This is a genomic window from Streptococcus sp. 11273D007BT, from assembly GCF_053547195.1.
Genome location: NZ_JBPWPE010000001.1, coordinates 848913 through 866392 on the forward strand (window position 1 = coordinate 848913; position 17480 = coordinate 866392).

Here is a 17480-nt window from a genome sequence, read left to right on the forward strand (position 1 = left end):
AGAATTTTTATTATATTTTGGTATGATTAGTATTTTCAGAAATTGATATTATCATATTTTTTTGTTTAGGATTATTATAGAAAAGAGAATAAATAAGTATTTAGAATCATTGTTTTTAACAATTAGACTTTAAACACTCTAATTTTAATAATTTCCACTGTGTTATGATTCTTTACGTGGAATTTTGATATTATAGTCTCTCTCTAATTCATCTAAAATATGATTGTGATTGATTTTAGTAGGTTCAACGGTAACAAACTCTCCGAGTTCAAATAGTTGTTTGGCACTAGAAATCGTCGTAAGCTCATCTAAACGCTTATATGGTTTAAATTTAGAATAAACATTCTTACCCCTATTTGATTTTTCTGTTATAGGGTTGATAGGTCTGTAGGCAACTTTAAATTCCTCAGTTACTTTATTTATGTTCTCAATACTAATTTCATCTAAACTTTGAATAAGTTCGGAAAGTGTATTAGCAGGAGTATCAGCAATATACATACAGTTAGCAACAGAATCACTTTCTCCGTATCCTTTTGCTACAGTTAGAATATCCTCAATGTTAAATATATCGGTAAAATTATCAAAAGTTTTTCCAGCTCTCTTACCGAAACAAATACTAACGCCTACAAAAGGTGCATTTGTACTTTCACTCCATTTATTAGCCCAACAAGTAGCAGCAGTAGTCATCCTTTGAAATGCTTTGCAGCCAAATTCATCTATAAACCTTTTATGCCCATACCAATTTCCAAAGTAGTCAGCATTTAATAACTTTGCAGAAATTTTTATTGGAGCCCCTTCTGATAAATGAATAATCACATCTGTTTTATTTTTACTGTCTTTGCTACCTATACCTTTTACATCTTGAATTATAGCTCCTGGTACAATACCTTCGTCAATCATCCATTTGGGTAATTGACTTGGCAAAGGTTGGTTAATATTCTGTTTTACAAATTCCACAATATTATTTTCAAATTCATCAGATCTTTTAGACATGGCATTACCTCCTAATTTATAAAATAATTATATCAAAAATCGTAAGCCTTTACAAAATGTGTTATAATCTTATTAAAAAATACACTTACTTAAAGGTGATTCATTGTTCGATAAATATATTTTTGATACTTACCATGAGTTAATCATAAAAACTGTTAGAGGATTCATTTTCAATAATAAAGATAATACTGATTTATCTACTTACATGGTGCCCGAACCTAATGGATATATTGAGTTTGATGATTTCGAACTATATAAGATTTACTATGAAGTAGTTGATAATTCTAAACTGAAACTTGAAATTATTGTGATTGCGGATGTTATTGTTCGTCAGTACATCAAAGGTGAAATGGAACTAGATACGAAATCGAAGTACGTTTCAGTCTATGTAGATATGGAGCTTGATTCAGGTATTAAAGTTTTTAATATTTACAATGCAGAGTTCAAATCTGACCAATATAAAAAAAATAAAAATTTGATGCTTAGTAGGGATTGGGTTCCGTACATCCCTAAGAAAGAATTTGATAACATTGCAGAATCATTTCTAAAAAAATATTATCCTGTAGCACTTAGGCAGCCAACTCCTATACCGGTAGAGTTAATTGTCGCTGAGATGGGACTTTCGATACATCGAGAGAAGTTAACATTTGACGATTCAGTTTTTGGTAAAATGGTTTTTAAAGATACTAAAGTAGAGGTGATAGAAAATGACCAACTTGTCTCGAAGCATTTTAGCAAAGGAAGTATATTGGTAGATAAAGATGTTGTCTATAAGAGAAATGTTGGATCTTTCAATAATACTGTCATTCATGAGTGCGTGCATTGGGAATTACATAAAGTATTTCACGAAGTAAGAATGATACTTGATAATAGATACTCAGTATCTAGTAGTTGGACAGAGGAAAATCAGGCAGATTCTAGCATGTGGTCTCCACTTGATTGGATGGAGTGGCATGCTAATGGGATTGCTCCTCGAATCCTTATGCCAAAAGTTCAAACGAAAATTAAGATTAGAGAGTTATTTCAAACTTTAACCTTAGTAAATCCTGACATCAGTCGCTCTGAACTTGTACGTGAAGTGGTTGATGAACTTGCTGAATTCTTTAATGTATCCAAGCAGGCAGCAAAAATTCGAATGATTGACTTGGGCTTCAAAGAAGCAAACGGTGTTTACAATTACTTAGATGATAGGTATATGCACAATTTCGCTTTTGAGCTTGAAGCTTTTGATAATGGAAGTAGCTATACAATCACTTCGAATGATTTATGCTTTGAATATTGTTTTAATGAGTCATTCAGACAAATCATTGATGGAAATAAGTTTCTTTACATTGATAACCATCTTTGTTTAAAAGATAAAAAATATATATCCATGACAAAAGATGGACCAGTGATGACTGATTATGCTTATGAACATATGGATGAATGTTGTCTCCTTTTCAAGGTAAAGTCGAAGAAATATACTACCATATCTGACGAAGACTATTATGATTATGTATTGAATCGTGGGGTAACAAGAGAGAGCGAAATAAAAGCTGACTTTGTGGAGATTTTACAGAATCCGAGTTTAATGGATCAGTTACCACCTTTAGAAATGGTGAAACTTTCAAAAAATATTTCTGATTTATTAAAGGAATTACCTTTTGAATTCTCTGGGACATTACGTAGTCACAGAAAGAGGAAAAAATGCTCTCAACCATTATTAGCGAATATTGTTGGTATTACGGAAAAAACTCTCAGAAGTTATGAAACCAAAGAAGATAATCTACCTAAGCTTGAGTTAGCATTGGCATTTTGTTTTGCTTTAAAACTTATGCCTCCTATAAGCGAAGATATGCTTGAAAAGGCGGGACACAAATTAACTAAAATTCACCAGCATCAAGTTTATAAACTGTTACTAACGACAAGTTATTACAAACCATTAGCTGAAATAAATACGATATTACAAGCAGCACAAATGAAGACACTATAGACTATCAAATTTTTGATGGTCTTTTTTTTTTTAATCCAAAAAGCGGAAATTGAATTTCCGCTTTTTGCTCATTAATTGATTATTTCAAGGCTTTTTCTTATCAAGAACATTATAGCCAATAGGGTTTAGATACGGAAGTCTAGACTACCTGTTTTTTAGGGTTGCAAAGATCTATACTTATGTTGTAAAGATTAATCCTACATTTTATTGACTTCTTAAAGATACTTTGTAATGGGGAAATTATCCTACGTTATAGGCTTTAACTGTGTCTTTAAGAAATAGCAGTTCAGCTATAAAGCCAGCTGACCATGATTTAGCAAAGGAACTGCTGATGTGGTCAGAAACAAAATTTAATAGTTCTTTTGGCATGTCCAATTCCTTTGTGTACGAAGGAAAAGGAGACAACACATGTCAAATAATGAACAAAATCGAAACTCAAAATATACTTCAGATCGCTATCAAAGTGAAAAGTCTTATAATGGTGTAGAACCTACAGATACACAAGTATTAGCTCCATTCGTTATTAGAGATAAAACGATGCTAGCTAACAAGGATGTTAGTCAAGATAATCTCAAAACGTTTAATATCTATGGGAAGCGAATTCTTGTTGGATTTGTACCTGTTGAGCGAGCAGAGTTTGCGAATGCCCTTCGTGTCTTTAACATGGATACCAATGAATACTTGAGCCGTCATTCTAAAGGAAAGCATGATGATTTATCTTTAGATGAGATGTTCGAGAAAATGGATAATGATGAGAAATTTGGCTCCGATCCAACTGGAATCCCTTCTCATGAGGAGAAACTGATGCTTATTGAAACACTAGAAGAATTGATTGATGTTGTTTATCAACGTAATGAAAAGTACGGTAAAATCCTAAAGCTAATTTACCATGATGTCACGATAAGCAAACAAGAAATCATTAAAAAACTTGGTCTGAAAAAGACCCAAGGTTATGATGCAATCAAGAAAGCACATGCACTCGCAAAGGAGGTATATAATGAACTAAATCAATAATTGAAAATCGCCATCTCGTTTTGAGGTGGCGATTTTTTGCTAATCTTTCTGATAGAATAAGCATTCGTATCCGTCGGCGCGAAGATTAATATCGGACATCCAGTCTGGTGCAATTCCCATTAATGATGCAATCTCATCAAGTTTTTGTTCCATAGGACATTCGATTATTACTTCATCATGGACATGGCCAACAATTTTAAACTCTTTTAGTTGCTTCAAAGAGTAAGCAAGGATGTCACGGCTGATAGCTTGTACAATGTTCTCCACAAATTTTGGACCGTAACTTTCTAACCTTTCCCAACGTTTAGCAGTTCCAGTTCCCTCATAAGTGACAGACTCTCCACCGAACTGGTTCTCGCCAATTCTTGGCTTGATATACGCTAGTTTGCGACCAGAAGGAAGGGTGATGAACAATATGCCACTTTTGACTTCAAATTGAATATTTTGAGTAGATGTAGGAAGTAGTTCCTTTACAGCAATCTTAACCGCTTTATCGACATCCCACCAGAAGATAACGATATTTGGATTTGCTTGTCGCCATGAGTTAACAAGTGGTTGGAGTTCTTCCTCAGTTAGTCCCATATCAAGTGCTCCCATAGCATTCAATGCACCGACAGAACCTCCATATCCGCAAGCAAGCTCCGCAATTTTCCCTTTTTGTCTCAATTCAGAATTTTGTCCATGTTTTTCAACTGGTACTCCAAACATCTGAGAAGCGGACATGCAGTAGATGTCTTTCCCTTCTTCAAATACCTTACTACGCCATCTCTCCCCTGCCATGTGGGAGAGTACACGAGCTTCGATTGCTGAAAAGTCGCAAACAATGAATTTCTTTCCTTTGCTAGGGACAAAGGCTGTTCGGATAAGTTGAGATAAGGTATCTTGTGTGTCGTAGAGTAGCTCAGTAGCTTCTAAGTCACCGGTTCTGAAAAGTTCTCTAGCTTCCTCTAGGTCACGAAGGTGATTCTGTGGTAAGTTCTGAAGTTGCACCAAACGGCCAGCCCATCGACCAGTTCGGTTTGCTCCATAGAATTGAAACATCCCCCTTGCTCGACCGTCCTTACAAACACAGTTCATCATGGCTAGATATTTGGATACACTTGATTTGGCGGCTTGCTGCCGAAGTTTAAGAACTTGAGCAGTTGTTTCATCAACCGTTTTGAGTAATTCTTTCACAGCTTTTTTGTCTAGAGAATCCGTAGTTACCCCATGTTCACGTAGCCAGCCAATCATCTGCAGAACAGAGTTGGGATTTTCAAGACCTGTTAATGCTTTTAACTCTTCTTGAATTTTGGCTTTGCTCTCTCCGTCTATTTTTATAGCGGCTTTTACAAAGTTAACATCTATGCCAATACCATGGTCATTTATAATCTGATCTTGGAGGTACTCATCCCAAACAAAATTAGGTACTGGGAAGTTTTTAAGCCGTTCCTTGATGGCCAATTCGACCTCAACATCACGTCTGTTGTAATTGATAAAGATGGACCATTTGTCAGGCGCGTGATGTGGAAAGTTGCGGAGTCTCCCCCCATTGACCTTGGTAGGCTTACAAGGTACGCAGAAGTAGCGAATGAGGTCAGCACCCTCTCTCATCTTTTGGTCTTTGAGTTTGAGGACTGTTCCAACTCCCTCAAGGGAGAGTGGAAATCCTAAATAGGCTGACCAAATCATGCTACATCTCCATGAAACTGGAGATAAAAATTCATCTGATAACAATTCGGGGTGATATTTCTTGAGCCAGTTTGATAGACAAATTCGCTCAAATGAAGCGTTGAATGCCCATTTGATGACTCTATCGTCTACTAAAGCTTCAAGAATATCTTGTGGTAACTTCTCCTTAGTTAAGTCGTAAACAGTTACTGGTCCATTATCGACAGATACCGCAAACAAAAGGATTTCAAAACTGTTATCCTCCGCATAGCGATAGACACCAGATTTTCGTAAGTCAATTTCACAATAAGTTTCGATGTCAATGCTGAGTTCTCTAATTGGCATAGTACGTCCTTTCTGAAAAAGGTGACAGAAGTACTGCCACCTAAAGTTCTATTTGTTTTTTCGACTGAGCGGTGTTTGGCTAAGTTTTTCTTTGTTTAGCTTTGCCTTTCGTTCCATTTCATTTCGAATGTCATCTCTAATGGTCATATAGCCGAAGTATAGTCCGATAAGCACCCAGAGTCCCATAATTGTACAAGTTAAAATAGTATACATCATCAATCTAATTCTCCATTTCTAGTTCAAAAAGTCATCATCTTCTTCTGTCGCAAAATCATCCTCAGCACGAGTGCGTCCTCCGAGGGGTTCACCATCACGCAATTTTTGCAAGTTATTCAAACCGCAAGCAATCCCTTTGTTGCCATTAGAATTGAAAGCATAGAAGGTAATAGAAGCACGACCGTAGATACCAGAGTACAATTCTGAAGTATCAATGATTTCTTGACGATTGCCGTCAACCACCCCAGGTTTGTGTGGAGAGTTGGCATTTACAAAGTAAGCATTTTTGTATGCTTCATCATCCGGGCGTTCAAGATCACCGTCACGAAGTGGAGTTTTCAGAGTAGATAATGCAGGTACAGATTTACCGTTGCCTTTGAGTTTTGACTCACCTTCTTTGTAAGCTTGTTCAATAGCAGACTTGATTTTGTTAATAGTGATTGTATCCTCTTTTGGGATGATGAGTGAGGCACTGTACTTGGGAGTGCTACCGTTAATTGACTTTGGCTCATTGGCATTTAAGTAGCTGAAGCGAGTGTTTGGTCCTGTAATTACTTTAGTTGTCATATAGTTAATCCTCTTTAAATTCATGTTTTGCTAGGTTCATCTCTTGACGGCTATCGTCAATTGGAACGAGTGTTGGTTTACCACTTGGTTTTATTACGAGACCACCAAGTAGGTCGTTAAAGGTTTTCTTGCCGAGGAGTTTGGTCATGGCAGTGATAGTCAAGAGTTTCTTTTCGTAAGGGTCATAGCCAGCATCCATCACAGCTTGACTCACGGCTGACTCATCTGAGAATTTACGAATAGAGCGACCTTCAACCAGTTTGTATCCTGGGATGTGATGTCCTTCGGTAGCTTCTTTCAAAGCATAGGCTTTGACATCATTTGCCCACGAAACTAGCAAGTCCAGTTTAGGCAAAATCTCTGCAATGTCCTCGTTATCAAGAGTAGCTGGATTCGCAAACTCCATCTTGGCAAGAGCCAAATTATCCTCCGAACGTTTGCGACAGATATTCTTTAGTTTACAGAATTGGCAGTGTTTACCAGACTGCATATCCCCCTCACCTTTGAATGCAAGTTCAGCTTTTGGAGCGAGTTCGTTTTCTGCCCATTCAATCAACTCAGTCTTTTCTATCTCAAAGGTAGATATGTTATGTTTTCGTGGTTGAAAGATGGTCATGGTGACTTTATCAAAATCATAAAGCCCATCAAACATCTCAAGAGCACCTAGGGCATAACACATCATTTGTGGGTTATAGTCTGCATCAACCAGAACACCAAGACCGTGCTTATAGTCGATAACCTGAAGTAATCCGTCAGCCACGATGATGCAATCCCCAGTTCCAAAACCCTCAGGTACCCACTTGGAAAAGTCCAGTCGTTGTTCGACAAGAACTGTAGGGTCACGAGAGTAACCTCTAGCTTTCTCGACTTGTTCCATGACATAGTTGCGATATTCTTCTGCGCAATACTGCATTTCCTCGTTGTAATATGCTAAATCCTCAGTCGGGTCACGCGCATTCCTTCCCAGAGCTTTCTCGACAAGATAAGCACATAGCTCGTGAGCATCCGTACCTTCAAGGGCAAACTCAGAGTTTACATCTGGCATATCTTCTGTTAATCGAACGGAAGGTGGACAGTTCAACCAACGATGTGATGCAGATGCGGATAGAATGGCGTGGTTAGTCATTACCAATCCCTCCAGCTTCTTCAAGGACTGCCGCAAAGTGTTTAGGGTCAAGAGCTGATAGAGAAGAAGCACCGTAGGCATTTAGCAGAGAACGAACCTCATTCTTAAAGCCATCTTTTGCCTTTGTAGCAAGGACTGCACGGACATCCTCCAATTGAATTTCCTTTTGTGGTTCATTTTTTGGTGGATTTGATTTAGGTACTGTTTCCTCCTCAGTAGTGAGGAGTTTCTTGAACTCATCCACCAAGCGAAGGTAGTACTTTGCGGTTTCTTCCATATCATGAATTAGTCTATTCAGTTCTTTCATTTTGCTCATTGATTTCTTCCTCCTTTATTTTACGAGCGAGTTGCTTTGAGATGACGCTGATGGCGGTGAGTGTATCGACCAGTTCATCATTGTGATTCACAGTTATTTCTTTAGTCATTTTGTGACCTCCTATCTTATTAGGTAGAGATGTGAACAGAAATTCCGGTTTTTAATAAAAATTTTTTGAATCGATGTTTTTCATCTCTTACACCTATATAGGTAATACTGGGGTGAAATTTTCCGCTTTTTTATAAAAAATTTTTATTTTAGCACACAAGAAAAAAATCTTCCTCTAGCTATATAAAGGAAGATTATTTTTTTTTGAAAAAAGTTTATTAAGGGGCGGAAAAATGAGTCGTAGTTCTACCTAATAAGGTAGGAGGGAAAAAACTCCACATATCATTAATTACATTTGGAGGGCGCATAATGCAATTTACCTTATCTCATTCAGGACAGACTGGAGTTCAAACAACCACGGTTTATCCCAATCAAGTAACTATTACTGATGAAATATCGCTACAAACTGTTGCGCAATTTGACCATGTGGCAGGGCTGTTTTTTAATAATACACGCTCAAATGCCAATTTCATCAAGTCGGATGTTTTGATCATGGATATTGATAATGACCACTCTGAGAATCCAGATGAATGGATGACGGTCGAGCGATTAAAAGAAATCTTTGCGGATTACAACTTTGCTTTGGTAACTAGTAGAAGTCATTTGCAGGCAAAGGCAGGAAAAGCTCCAAGACCAAAATATCATATTTACTTCCAAATCAATGAGGTAACTGATAAAGATGTCTACGTAGCTATGAAGGAAGAACTTTGTAATCAATACAAGTTTTTTGATGATAATGCCAAGGATGCGGCACGTTTCTTCTTTGGAAATCCAAATGCACAGGTTATATGGCATGATTCATGGCTAACTATTGATGAAGATTTGTTTCAAGTTGTTTCTATTGAAGACGAGGAAGATTTCGATGCAGACTTCTATACTCCTCCAAGTGGACCGATCCAGCAAGGGAGTCGTAATTCAACGATGTCTGTATTTGCAGCTAAGATTGTCAAACGGTTAGGCGTGACCCAAGAAGCTAGGGATGGTTTTGATGAGCAGGCACAGAAATGTGTACCACCACTTGATAAAGCAGAGTTAGATTCCATCTGGGGAAGTGCAGTCCGATTTTACAATCGAACCATTAAGCAGTCACAAGATTATGTATCACCTGAGGCCTATAACCGAGAAGCCATGCGACCTGATGACTATACCGATATTGGTGAAGCAGGACTGTTAGCTCGTGAATATGGAGACCGAATTGCTTTTACTCGTGAGACTGACTATCTTGCTTTCAATGGGAAACACTGGGTGGAGGATGAGCAATTGGCCATGCGACAGGTTCATGTTTTCTTGGATGAGCAACTAGCAGTGGCAGATGCCAACCTAGAGGATAAGACAAAACGGCTCATCCAAACAGGTATTTCAGAGGAACTGATTTTTAAGGGGGTTAAAGCCATTGAAAAAGCCCTTGATGGACCAAGTCAATTATCAGCCTTTAAGGAGTACAAGAAAGCATTTGACTTCCATAAATTTGTCATGAAATATCGTGATTATCGCCATCTCTCAGCTATCGTTAAAACCGCTAAACACATGGTTCGGATGAGTGTGTCTGAGTTTGATAACAATGAAATGTTGCTCAATACTCCTAAAGCCACCATTAACTTATCCCAGGGCTTAGCTGGTGTAAAAGATCATGATTCAACTGACTATATCACGAAGATGGCAACAGCTTCGCCAAGCGATAAGGGAAAAGGCTTGTGGCTAGAGACTCTAGCAACTTTCTTTTGTGGTAATCAAGAACTAATCGACTACGTTCAGATGGTGGTGGGTATGGCTGCTATCGGTAAGGTTTACCAAGAGCACCTTATTATCGCTTACGGCAGTGGGGCAAACGGCAAGTCTACCTTTTGGAATACCATTGCACGAGTGCTGGGCAACTACTCAGGCAAATTATCGGCAGATGCTCTAACCATGAGTGTCCGACGAAATGTTAGCCCTGAAATGGCAGAGTTAAAAGGAAAACGTCTTATTATTGCATCTGAGATGAGTGAGGGAATGCGGTTGAACACTTCAATGGTTAAACAACTTTGTTCGACAGATGAAATCTTAGCTGAGAAGAAGTACAAGGCACCATTTCATTTTGTGCCATCACACACGCTAGTTCTTTACACCAACCATCTACCAAAAGTAGGTGCGAACGATGATGGGATTTGGAGACGTCTGATTGTCATTCCTTTTAATGCCAAAATCACAGGTCGGTCAGATATCAAAAACTTTGCGGACTACCTGTACGAGGAAGCATCCGAGGCAATTATGTCATGGATTATTGAAGGTGCAGAGAAAGCAATCAATGCCAATTTCAAGTTAACTCTGCCAAAGGTTGTTGCTCAATCTGTGTCTGCCTATCGAGAAGCTAATGATTGGATGGGACAGTTTCTTGGTGATTGTTGTGAAATCGGCGACCAATTAACTGAGAAATCAGGAGAACTTTACTCAGCTTATCGAGCTTATTGTGCTGGTATCAATGAGTACACGCGCAGCACAACGGATTTTTACACAGCTCTTGCGAATGCTGGTTTCACCAAAAAAAGAACAAACAAGGGTGTTATGGTAAAAGGTCTACAGTTGAAATTAGATGACGATTTCCTTGATTAAATGTGTAAAGCAGTGAAAGTTGCCTCTAGCAATAGGAGGTGTTAGTGCATGTCGTGATAGTTAAGTCACAGAGCGATTATCAGAGTAGCTAAAAGTTGCTATTTTTAGTGAAGAGAAAAGTTTATACAAAACTGTCACGACTTTCACTGGAGTTAAAAAGTGCATGTCGAGAATGTCACATACAAAAGTTGCCATAGGAAGATTTAAAGTGCAGGTTTAGTAGGTCTTTTCTATAACTTAGATATAAGAAAAAATAAAAAAGATAAAAGAGATATAGGAAAGTAATGTAACTGACTATCGTGAGATACACTTTTTCCTTGGCGATGTTTTGACGAGAGGATTTATTATGCGAGAAAAAATTGTAGAACAGAAGTTAGTGAGTGAAGTGAAAAAGCGTGGAGGGATTTGTCCTAAATGGGTATCTCCATCTTTTTCTGGTGTACCAGACAGGCTAGTGTTTTTACCCAAGGGCAAGTTTGGCTTGGTGGAAGTGAAGTCTCCTGACCAAAAGCCAAGGAAGTTACAAGTGTCAAGGCATAAACTGTTTGAGCGGTTAGGTTTTAAGGTTTATGTTCTTGACCACATTGAGATGATTGGAGATGTGCTAGATGAAATTGACATTACATAACTATCAAGTAGTCGCCAAGGACTTCATCATAAGTCACCCTAATGCAGCGGTCATCTTAGACATGGGGATGGGGAAGACGGCAACAACCTTGTCTGCAGTAAATGAGCTGATGTTTGACCGATTTGAGGTCACTAAGGTTTTGGTTATTGCCCCACTTCGAGTCGCAAATACGGTCTGGAGTGACGAGATTGAGCAGTGGGCGGAGTTGCGTCACTTACGGTATTCGAAAATCGTGGGGACATCCAAGCAACGAAAAGTAGCTCTTCAGAAAGATGCGGACATCTATATCGTCAATCGTGAAAACCTCCCTTGGTTGGTGGAACAATGTAGTCCCTATTTTAAGTGGGATATGGTAGTGATTGATGAATTGAGTTCTTTCAAGTCTTGGCAGTCCAAACGCTTCAAAGCTTTCATGGCAATGCGTCCTTACATGAAACGTATCGTTGGTTTGACTGGAACACCTAGTTCAAACGGACTAATGGACTTGTTCGCTGAGTTTAAAGTCATTGACGGAGGAGAACGTCTTGGTCGATTCATTGGTGAGTTTCGTAGTCGCTACTTTGAAGAAGGTCGTCGCAATGGAAACATTGTTTATGAATACATCCCTATGGATTATGCGGAGTGTCAAATTCAGGACAAGATTAGTGATATTACCATTTCCATGAAGGCTCTAGATTATCTAGATATGCCTGATTTGATTTCAACCAAGAAGCTGGTGCGTATGTCAGAAAAGGAAAAAGAAAAGTACAGTCAGTTTAAGAAAGAGTATGTTTTATCAGAGTTGGATGGATTAGAAGTAACTGCTGCCAATGCAGCAAGTCTTACGAACAAGCTAGTTCAGTTGTCCAATGGTGCTGTATATTCTGATGATCATACAGTCGTGCCGCTTCATGAACAGAAACTAGATGCCCTAGAAGATATCCTTGAATCCGCAAATGGAGAAACTGTCTTAGTGGCCTATTGGTTCAAACATGACTTGGCTCGGGTTATGGGCCGTTTGGAAAAACTCAAGGTAAAGAGTCGGGTGTTGAAAACAGAAGAAGATATTCGTGAATGGAATAAGGGTAATGTTCCAGTTGGCTTACTTCATCCAGCTGGAGCAGGTCATGGGTTGAATCTTCAAAAAGGCGGTCACCACTTGGTCTGGTTTGGTTTAACGTGGTCATTGGAACTATACCAACAAACGAATGCACGGCTTTGGCGTCAAGGCCAGGAGGCTGAGACAGTTGTTATTCAACACATTGTGACTGAAGGAACGATTGATGAGGAAATCCTCAAGGCACTAGAAAACAAAGATGCACAACAAGAACGGCTGATTGCAGCTGTAAAAGCACAAGTAGGAGGGGCAGATGGATAAGGTGGATTATATTGCTAAGAACTATCAAGACATGAAAATGAAGTTACAGTTAGTTCAAGAGAAATTGCTCAACTATCGACCAATCTCAGAGGATAGTGTGATTCAGTCATTAGTATTTGAGAAGTCAGAGCAAGAAATGGTCAAGAAAAGTAAAAACCATGGTCGTAGTGAGCTGATTTCCCTTAATTTTAGAGAAAAACAAGAACAAGAGAATCAAGAGTACCTCAGTAGTTTGCTTAATACCTATTACTGCTTAAAAATGGATCTTTATTACTTTGAGTTTGTTATGGAGTTATTGCCTGAGGATTTGAAACCATTAGCTAATGATTTAATTTACTTAGGCAAGAGTTGGACTGAACTAGAAGAGATTTATGAAATCAGCCATTCAACACTTGCTTATCGTAGGCGTAAGATTCTAAAACAATTACGCAAGTGTTATCGTTGGACATCAAAAAGTCTTGAACTTAAGGTGGAAGATTATCACATTCCTATCTAGTGATGGTCGATTGCACTAAATTGGTACTAAATTAGCACTACATTAGCACTAAATTTGTACTGTTTTAGTACTGATTTTCAACCTAGACCTGTGATATACTTAAGATGTCAAAAAAGATAAAAAATACCCAGTAATGACTGGATATATCTCCTTTTTAGAGTTAATATGTACACAACAAAAGAAGAGGAGAACAATACAATGACAAAACGCCAAGAAGAAAAACTCAATGCACTTTTAACAGAGATTGCTAAAGAAGAACTACTAGTTGAAACCTTGGAAAAACGTTGGAGTGACAACCTCGATTTCTACGATGTTTCGGTTTGGGGAATCAAAAGAGCATTGGAGAGAGCCTACGAAGCAGGCCGACAATCAGTAAAATAAACCAAAGCCTAGCCCGAGGGTTGGGCTTTTTGCGTGGAGGAATTATGATTATTACTAGTGAACAAGTGTCGGTTGGACACCCAGATAAAATCTGTGACCAGATTTCAGATGCTATTGTGACGGAGTGTCTCAAGTATGACAAATCAAGTCGAGTGGCAGTTGAGACTTTAATAAAGGATAACCATGTTGTGGTAGCTGGTGAAATTTCTACTAAACATTACTTTAATCTCGAGAACATTGTTCGACAGGTTGTCGAGCCACTAGGTTTGAAGAATGTTCGGGTAACTAACCTACTTGGACTTCAGAGTTCCGATATTGCCCAAGGTGTAGACAATGGTGGAGCTGGTGACCAAGGAATGATGTTCGGTTATGCGACAGATGAAACACCTGAGTACCTGCCACTTCCTTATGTTCTAGCAACCCGAGTCCTTGAGAAACTGATGTCGCTTGGTCACCCCTTACTTGGAAAGGATGCAAAAGCTCAGGTATCCTACGACTATGATAAGAAACGGATTGATACCTTTTTAGTTTCCATCCAACATGCAGAAACAGCTGACCTTGCCAAAGTGAAACGAATTGTGACTGAAGCTATGATGTCAGTAGCACTTCGTTACCGACAGAATCTAGATTTCAACGTTTTAGTTAATCCAACTGGACGTTTTGTACTTGGTGGCTCATTTGCGGATGCAGGAGTAACTGGACGTAAAATCGTAGCGGATACATATGGTGGTTTCGCACATCATGGTGGAGGTGCTTTCTCTGGAAAAGACCCAAGCAAGGTTGACCGCTCAGCTACATACATGGCACGAAAGATTGCTAAGGATATTGTTCGAGAAGGCTATGCCAAACGTTGTGAAGTTCAGCTTGCCTATGCCATTGGAGTAGCAGAACCTGTGTCGGTTTACGTAGAAACCTTTGGAACCAGTCGCTACACCACACAACAACTGGAAGGAATGATTCGTGAGCGGTATGATTTAACACCAGGAGGTATCATTAAGAAACTTCATCTCTTGGATGTAGACTACACCGAGACAACTTGCTTTGGACATTTCACGAAAGACTATCTACCTTGGGAGAAGTAAAATGCCACGAAGACCAAGCATACCTTGTAAACAAAATGGTTGTCCTAACTTAGTATCATATGGTCAGAAGTATTGTGAGAACCATAAAGCAAACCACCAACTGGATTCCAAGTCAACCAAAGCCAAAGGATACAATGCCCAGTGGAACAAAGCACGACTTCGTTACTTAAAAGTTCATCCACTCTGTGTTCAATGCAAAGCCAAAGGTCGACTGACCAAGGCAACGGTCGTTGACCATATCACACCCCACCGAGGTGACCAAGAACTCTTTTGGAATCAATCTAATTGGCAAGCACTTTGTAAGTCTTGTCATGATAGGAAGACCAAGACGACTGACCGATATGTGGAGTATACGTATCGATTTTAATCTTGGAGTTTCGTTACAAAAGTATCTCATTTTTCACTCATTGGGGGAGGGGGGATGAAATCTCTAAACCCTTGGGAGACTAAGACCGACGCCCCCTCAAACGTGCAATTTCGCAAAATTCGCAAGCGGGTACATTAAAATCGCTTCATTTTGACGTTCCTTCCCACCGTTATCACGTTTCTAATGTGGGGATGTAGCGTTCCCAAGTATGTCATTTTGGTAATAAAATAGTGAAAAAGGCTAGAAACAATGTAGAAAATAGTTGTTTTTAGTCCTTTTTTGCTGGAAAGGAAAACAAATGGACGAAAGTCAACGCAAACAAATCTGGAAAATGCGAGCAGAAGGTCTTGGCTATGGCTTAATCGGTAAGGCTACAGGACTGTCTAGAGATTCTGTTAAAAAATACTGTAAACGAAATCCAGCATTGCTTGGTCATGGTGCTGCGACAAAGCAGATGGCAAAAGCCGACCAGAATGATGGACTTCGCTGCCAACAGTGTTATCAGCTACTATCAATCCAAAAAACTGGAAGACCAAAGAAGTTCTGTTCGGATAAGTGTCGTAAGGTTTGGTGGACCACTCATTCTGACGAACACGATAAATCAAAAACCGCATATGAAGATTTGACTTGCCAGCAATGTGGCAGGTCATTTTTATCTTATGCCAATCCAAATAGGAAATTTTGTAGCCATTCGTGTTACATTCAATCACGCTTTTATAAAGGAGAAACCAATGACAAGCCAACCAACAATGGAAATTAGAGAAATTCGATTGTCTGAATTACACCCAGCCTCCTACAATCCTCGAAAAAAACTTAAAAAGGGTGATAAGGAGTATGAAAAGATTAAGCAAAGTCTACTCAAGTTTGGCTACGTTGACCCCATCATCGTCAATAAAGACTTGACGGTAATTGGTGGCCATCAACGATTAACTGTATTGAAGGACTTAGACTATGAAACCGCCAAATGTGTCATTGTCGATTTATCCAAAGAAGATGAAAAGGCACTGAACATTGCCCTTAACAAAATCACCGGTCAATGGGACGACCAACTTTTGGCGGACTTGCTTTTGGATTTACAGGAATCGGATTTCAATCTCGACCTGACTGGTTTTGAACCACCAGAAATTGACGATATCCTGTCGAATGTTCATGATAAAGACCTATCAGATGATGACTTTGATGTTGAAGAGGAATTGAAGAAACCCACCTTTTCAAAACGAGGGGACATTTGGCAACTTGGTAAGCATCGAGTGATTTGTGGAGACTCTACGAAAGCTGAAACTTATGACCAACTTTTAGGTGATAAAAAGGCAAATTTGGTTGTGACAGACCCTCCCTATAATGTTGATGTAGAAGAAACAGCTGGAAAGATTCTCAATGACAATATGCCTGATAGTGACTTTTACCAGTTTCTTTTTGATATGTTCACTCAAGTAGAAAAACATATGGAGTCTGATGGTTCAATCTATGTATTCCATGCGGATACAGAAGGACTGAACTTCCGAAAGGCATTTAAAGAGGCGGGATTCTACCTCAGTGGGTGTTGCATTTGGAAGAAGAACTCCTTAGTTCTTGGACGTAGTCCCTATCAGTGGCAACATGAACCATGTCAGCCAGCAGGTACGATTGTTCAAACTATAAATGGTCCCGTTCCAATAGAAGACTTAAAGGATGGTGATAGGGTCATTAGTTACAATTCCTATTCAGGAACAATTCTAGGGATGCGTAATGGTGGCTATGAGATAAAAACAGCTTCTCGATATTATAATGGCACCTTATACGGTATAAAAATTGGAAATAAAATAACGTGGGCTACGGATAACCATCAGTTTTCGGTTCGTTTTAATGAATCAACAAAAAACAATTATTGTACCTATCTTATGCGTAAAGGAGACCGTTGGCGTGTAGGGATTACTGAACTCTATAACTCGAGGGGATTTGGTTTGAAAACGAGACTTCGTGGAGAGAAAGGTGAAGAGGCTTGGGTCATTGATGTATTTGATGATAAAGTAACAGCCCAGTGCCACGAACAGTTATTAGCCCTCAAGTACGGTATTCCTTATACTCATTGGGAAATGGATAGAGGACTTCCAAAGAAAGAAACTCAACGCACATCTCATCATGTCGATATGATTTATGATAACTTGGATAGCCAAATTCAATTAGATAATGCTAGACGTTTGCTTGTTGACTATGGTCGAAATATCAAATACCCACTCATTCACAAAGGAAATGGACATGAGGCATTTAGTAAACGAGTAACTGCTCGC

The 17480-nt window shown here is 39.0% G+C and carries 18 protein-coding genes and 1 pseudogene; 11 read left to right on the forward strand and 8 right to left on the reverse strand.

From position 1 onward, the window contains the following. Nucleotides 1-162: 162 nt before the first annotated feature. Nucleotides 163-993, reverse strand: coding sequence for a hypothetical protein (locus ACEE75_RS04390; protein ID WP_024388626.1), 831 nt, complete (start codon nt 991-993; stop codon nt 163-165). Between the two features lie 103 nt (nt 994-1096). On the opposite strand from ACEE75_RS04390, the gene ACEE75_RS04395 reads away from it, so the two are divergent. Then, nucleotides 1097-2965 (forward strand): XRE family transcriptional regulator, encoded by a 1869-nt coding sequence (locus ACEE75_RS04395; RefSeq protein WP_414261778.1) that lies wholly within the window; start codon nt 1097-1099, stop codon nt 2963-2965. 240 nt (nt 2966-3205) lie between these two features. Here ACEE75_RS04395 and ACEE75_RS04400 read toward each other — a convergent pair whose 3' ends face one another. Beyond that, entirely contained in the window at nt 3206-3334 is a 129-nt protein-coding gene (locus ACEE75_RS04400) for a hypothetical protein (protein ID WP_257375206.1), read from the reverse strand. 39 nt (nt 3335-3373) lie between these two features. On the opposite strand from ACEE75_RS04400, the gene ACEE75_RS04405 reads away from it, so the two are divergent. Continuing rightward, nucleotides 3374-3979: a hypothetical protein gene (locus ACEE75_RS04405; protein WP_112477671.1), complete on the forward strand. Its 606-nt coding sequence runs from the start codon at nt 3374-3376 to the stop codon at nt 3977-3979. Between the two features lie 39 nt (nt 3980-4018). On the opposite strand, the gene ACEE75_RS04410 is transcribed toward ACEE75_RS04405, so the two are convergent. Genes ACEE75_RS04410 through ACEE75_RS04435 form a run of 6 tightly spaced genes read right to left on the reverse strand, consistent with a single transcriptional unit; the run spans nt 4019 to nt 8308 of the window. Continuing rightward, nucleotides 4019-5974, reverse strand: coding sequence for a DNA polymerase (locus ACEE75_RS04410; protein WP_449173568.1), 1956 nt, complete (start codon nt 5972-5974; stop codon nt 4019-4021). 48 nt (nt 5975-6022) lie between these two features. Next, a complete protein-coding gene (locus ACEE75_RS04415) occupies nt 6023-6190 on the reverse strand; it encodes a hypothetical protein (RefSeq protein WP_171942520.1) in 168 nt (55 codons plus the stop codon). An 18-nt stretch (nt 6191-6208) separates the two neighbouring features. Beyond that, on the reverse strand, nt 6209-6757 hold the full coding sequence (locus tag ACEE75_RS04420) for a DUF2815 family protein (RefSeq protein WP_171942521.1): 549 nt from the start codon (nt 6755-6757) through the stop codon (nt 6209-6211). A 4-nt stretch (nt 6758-6761) separates the two neighbouring features. After that, nucleotides 6762-7883, reverse strand: a complete 1122-nt coding sequence (locus ACEE75_RS04425; RefSeq protein WP_171942522.1) for a DUF2800 domain-containing protein — start codon at nt 7881-7883, stop codon at nt 6762-6764. Then, entirely contained in the window at nt 7876-8199 is a 324-nt protein-coding gene (locus ACEE75_RS04430; RefSeq protein WP_171942523.1) for a hypothetical protein, read from the reverse strand. The genes ACEE75_RS04425 and ACEE75_RS04430 overlap by 8 nt, the downstream gene beginning before the upstream one ends. Then, entirely contained in the window at nt 8174-8308 is a 135-nt protein-coding gene (locus ACEE75_RS04435) for a hypothetical protein (RefSeq protein WP_257116605.1), read from the reverse strand. The genes ACEE75_RS04430 and ACEE75_RS04435 overlap by 26 nt, the downstream gene beginning before the upstream one ends. Nucleotides 8309-8616: 308 nt before the next feature. On the opposite strand from ACEE75_RS04435, the gene ACEE75_RS04440 reads away from it, so the two are divergent. The 9 genes and pseudogenes from ACEE75_RS04440 to ACEE75_RS04480 all read left to right on the forward strand — a co-directional run. Then, nucleotides 8617-10899 (forward strand): phage/plasmid primase, P4 family, encoded by a 2283-nt coding sequence (locus ACEE75_RS04440; protein ID WP_449173569.1) that lies wholly within the window; start codon nt 8617-8619, stop codon nt 10897-10899. 346 nt (nt 10900-11245) lie between these two features. After that, nucleotides 11246-11527, forward strand: a complete 282-nt coding sequence (locus ACEE75_RS04445; RefSeq protein WP_172020957.1) for a VRR-NUC domain-containing protein — start codon at nt 11246-11248, stop codon at nt 11525-11527. Beyond that, nucleotides 11508-12884, forward strand: a complete 1377-nt coding sequence (locus ACEE75_RS04450) for an SNF2-related protein (RefSeq protein WP_172051146.1) — start codon at nt 11508-11510, stop codon at nt 12882-12884. The genes ACEE75_RS04445 and ACEE75_RS04450 overlap by 20 nt, the downstream gene beginning before the upstream one ends. Beyond that, nucleotides 12877-13380, forward strand: coding sequence for a hypothetical protein (locus tag ACEE75_RS04455; RefSeq protein WP_014638130.1), 504 nt, complete (start codon nt 12877-12879; stop codon nt 13378-13380). Before ACEE75_RS04450 ends, ACEE75_RS04455 begins: the two co-directional genes overlap by 8 nt. Nucleotides 13381-13578: 198 nt before the next feature. Beyond that, entirely contained in the window at nt 13579-13761 is a 183-nt protein-coding gene (locus ACEE75_RS04460; protein ID WP_014638129.1) for a DUF6900 domain-containing protein, read from the forward strand. 44 nt (nt 13762-13805) lie between these two features. Further along, nucleotides 13806-14843: a methionine adenosyltransferase gene (metK, locus tag ACEE75_RS04465; RefSeq protein WP_449173570.1), complete on the forward strand. Its 1038-nt coding sequence runs from the start codon at nt 13806-13808 to the stop codon at nt 14841-14843. A 1-nt stretch (nt 14844) separates the two neighbouring features. Continuing rightward, nucleotides 14845-15210 (forward strand): HNH endonuclease, encoded by a 366-nt coding sequence (locus tag ACEE75_RS04470; protein WP_172020955.1) that lies wholly within the window; start codon nt 14845-14847, stop codon nt 15208-15210. A gap of 298 nt (nt 15211-15508) precedes the next feature. Then, complete coding sequence (locus tag ACEE75_RS04475) at nt 15509-15970, forward strand: helix-turn-helix domain-containing protein (protein ID WP_318822886.1); 462 nt, start codon at nt 15509-15511, stop codon at nt 15968-15970. After that, a pseudogene (locus ACEE75_RS04480) lies at nt 15942-16820 on the forward strand (DNA methyltransferase); the annotation flags it as partial. The gene ACEE75_RS04475 and the pseudogene ACEE75_RS04480, both read left to right, overlap by 29 nt. Between the last annotated feature and the right edge of the window lie 660 nt (nt 16821-17480).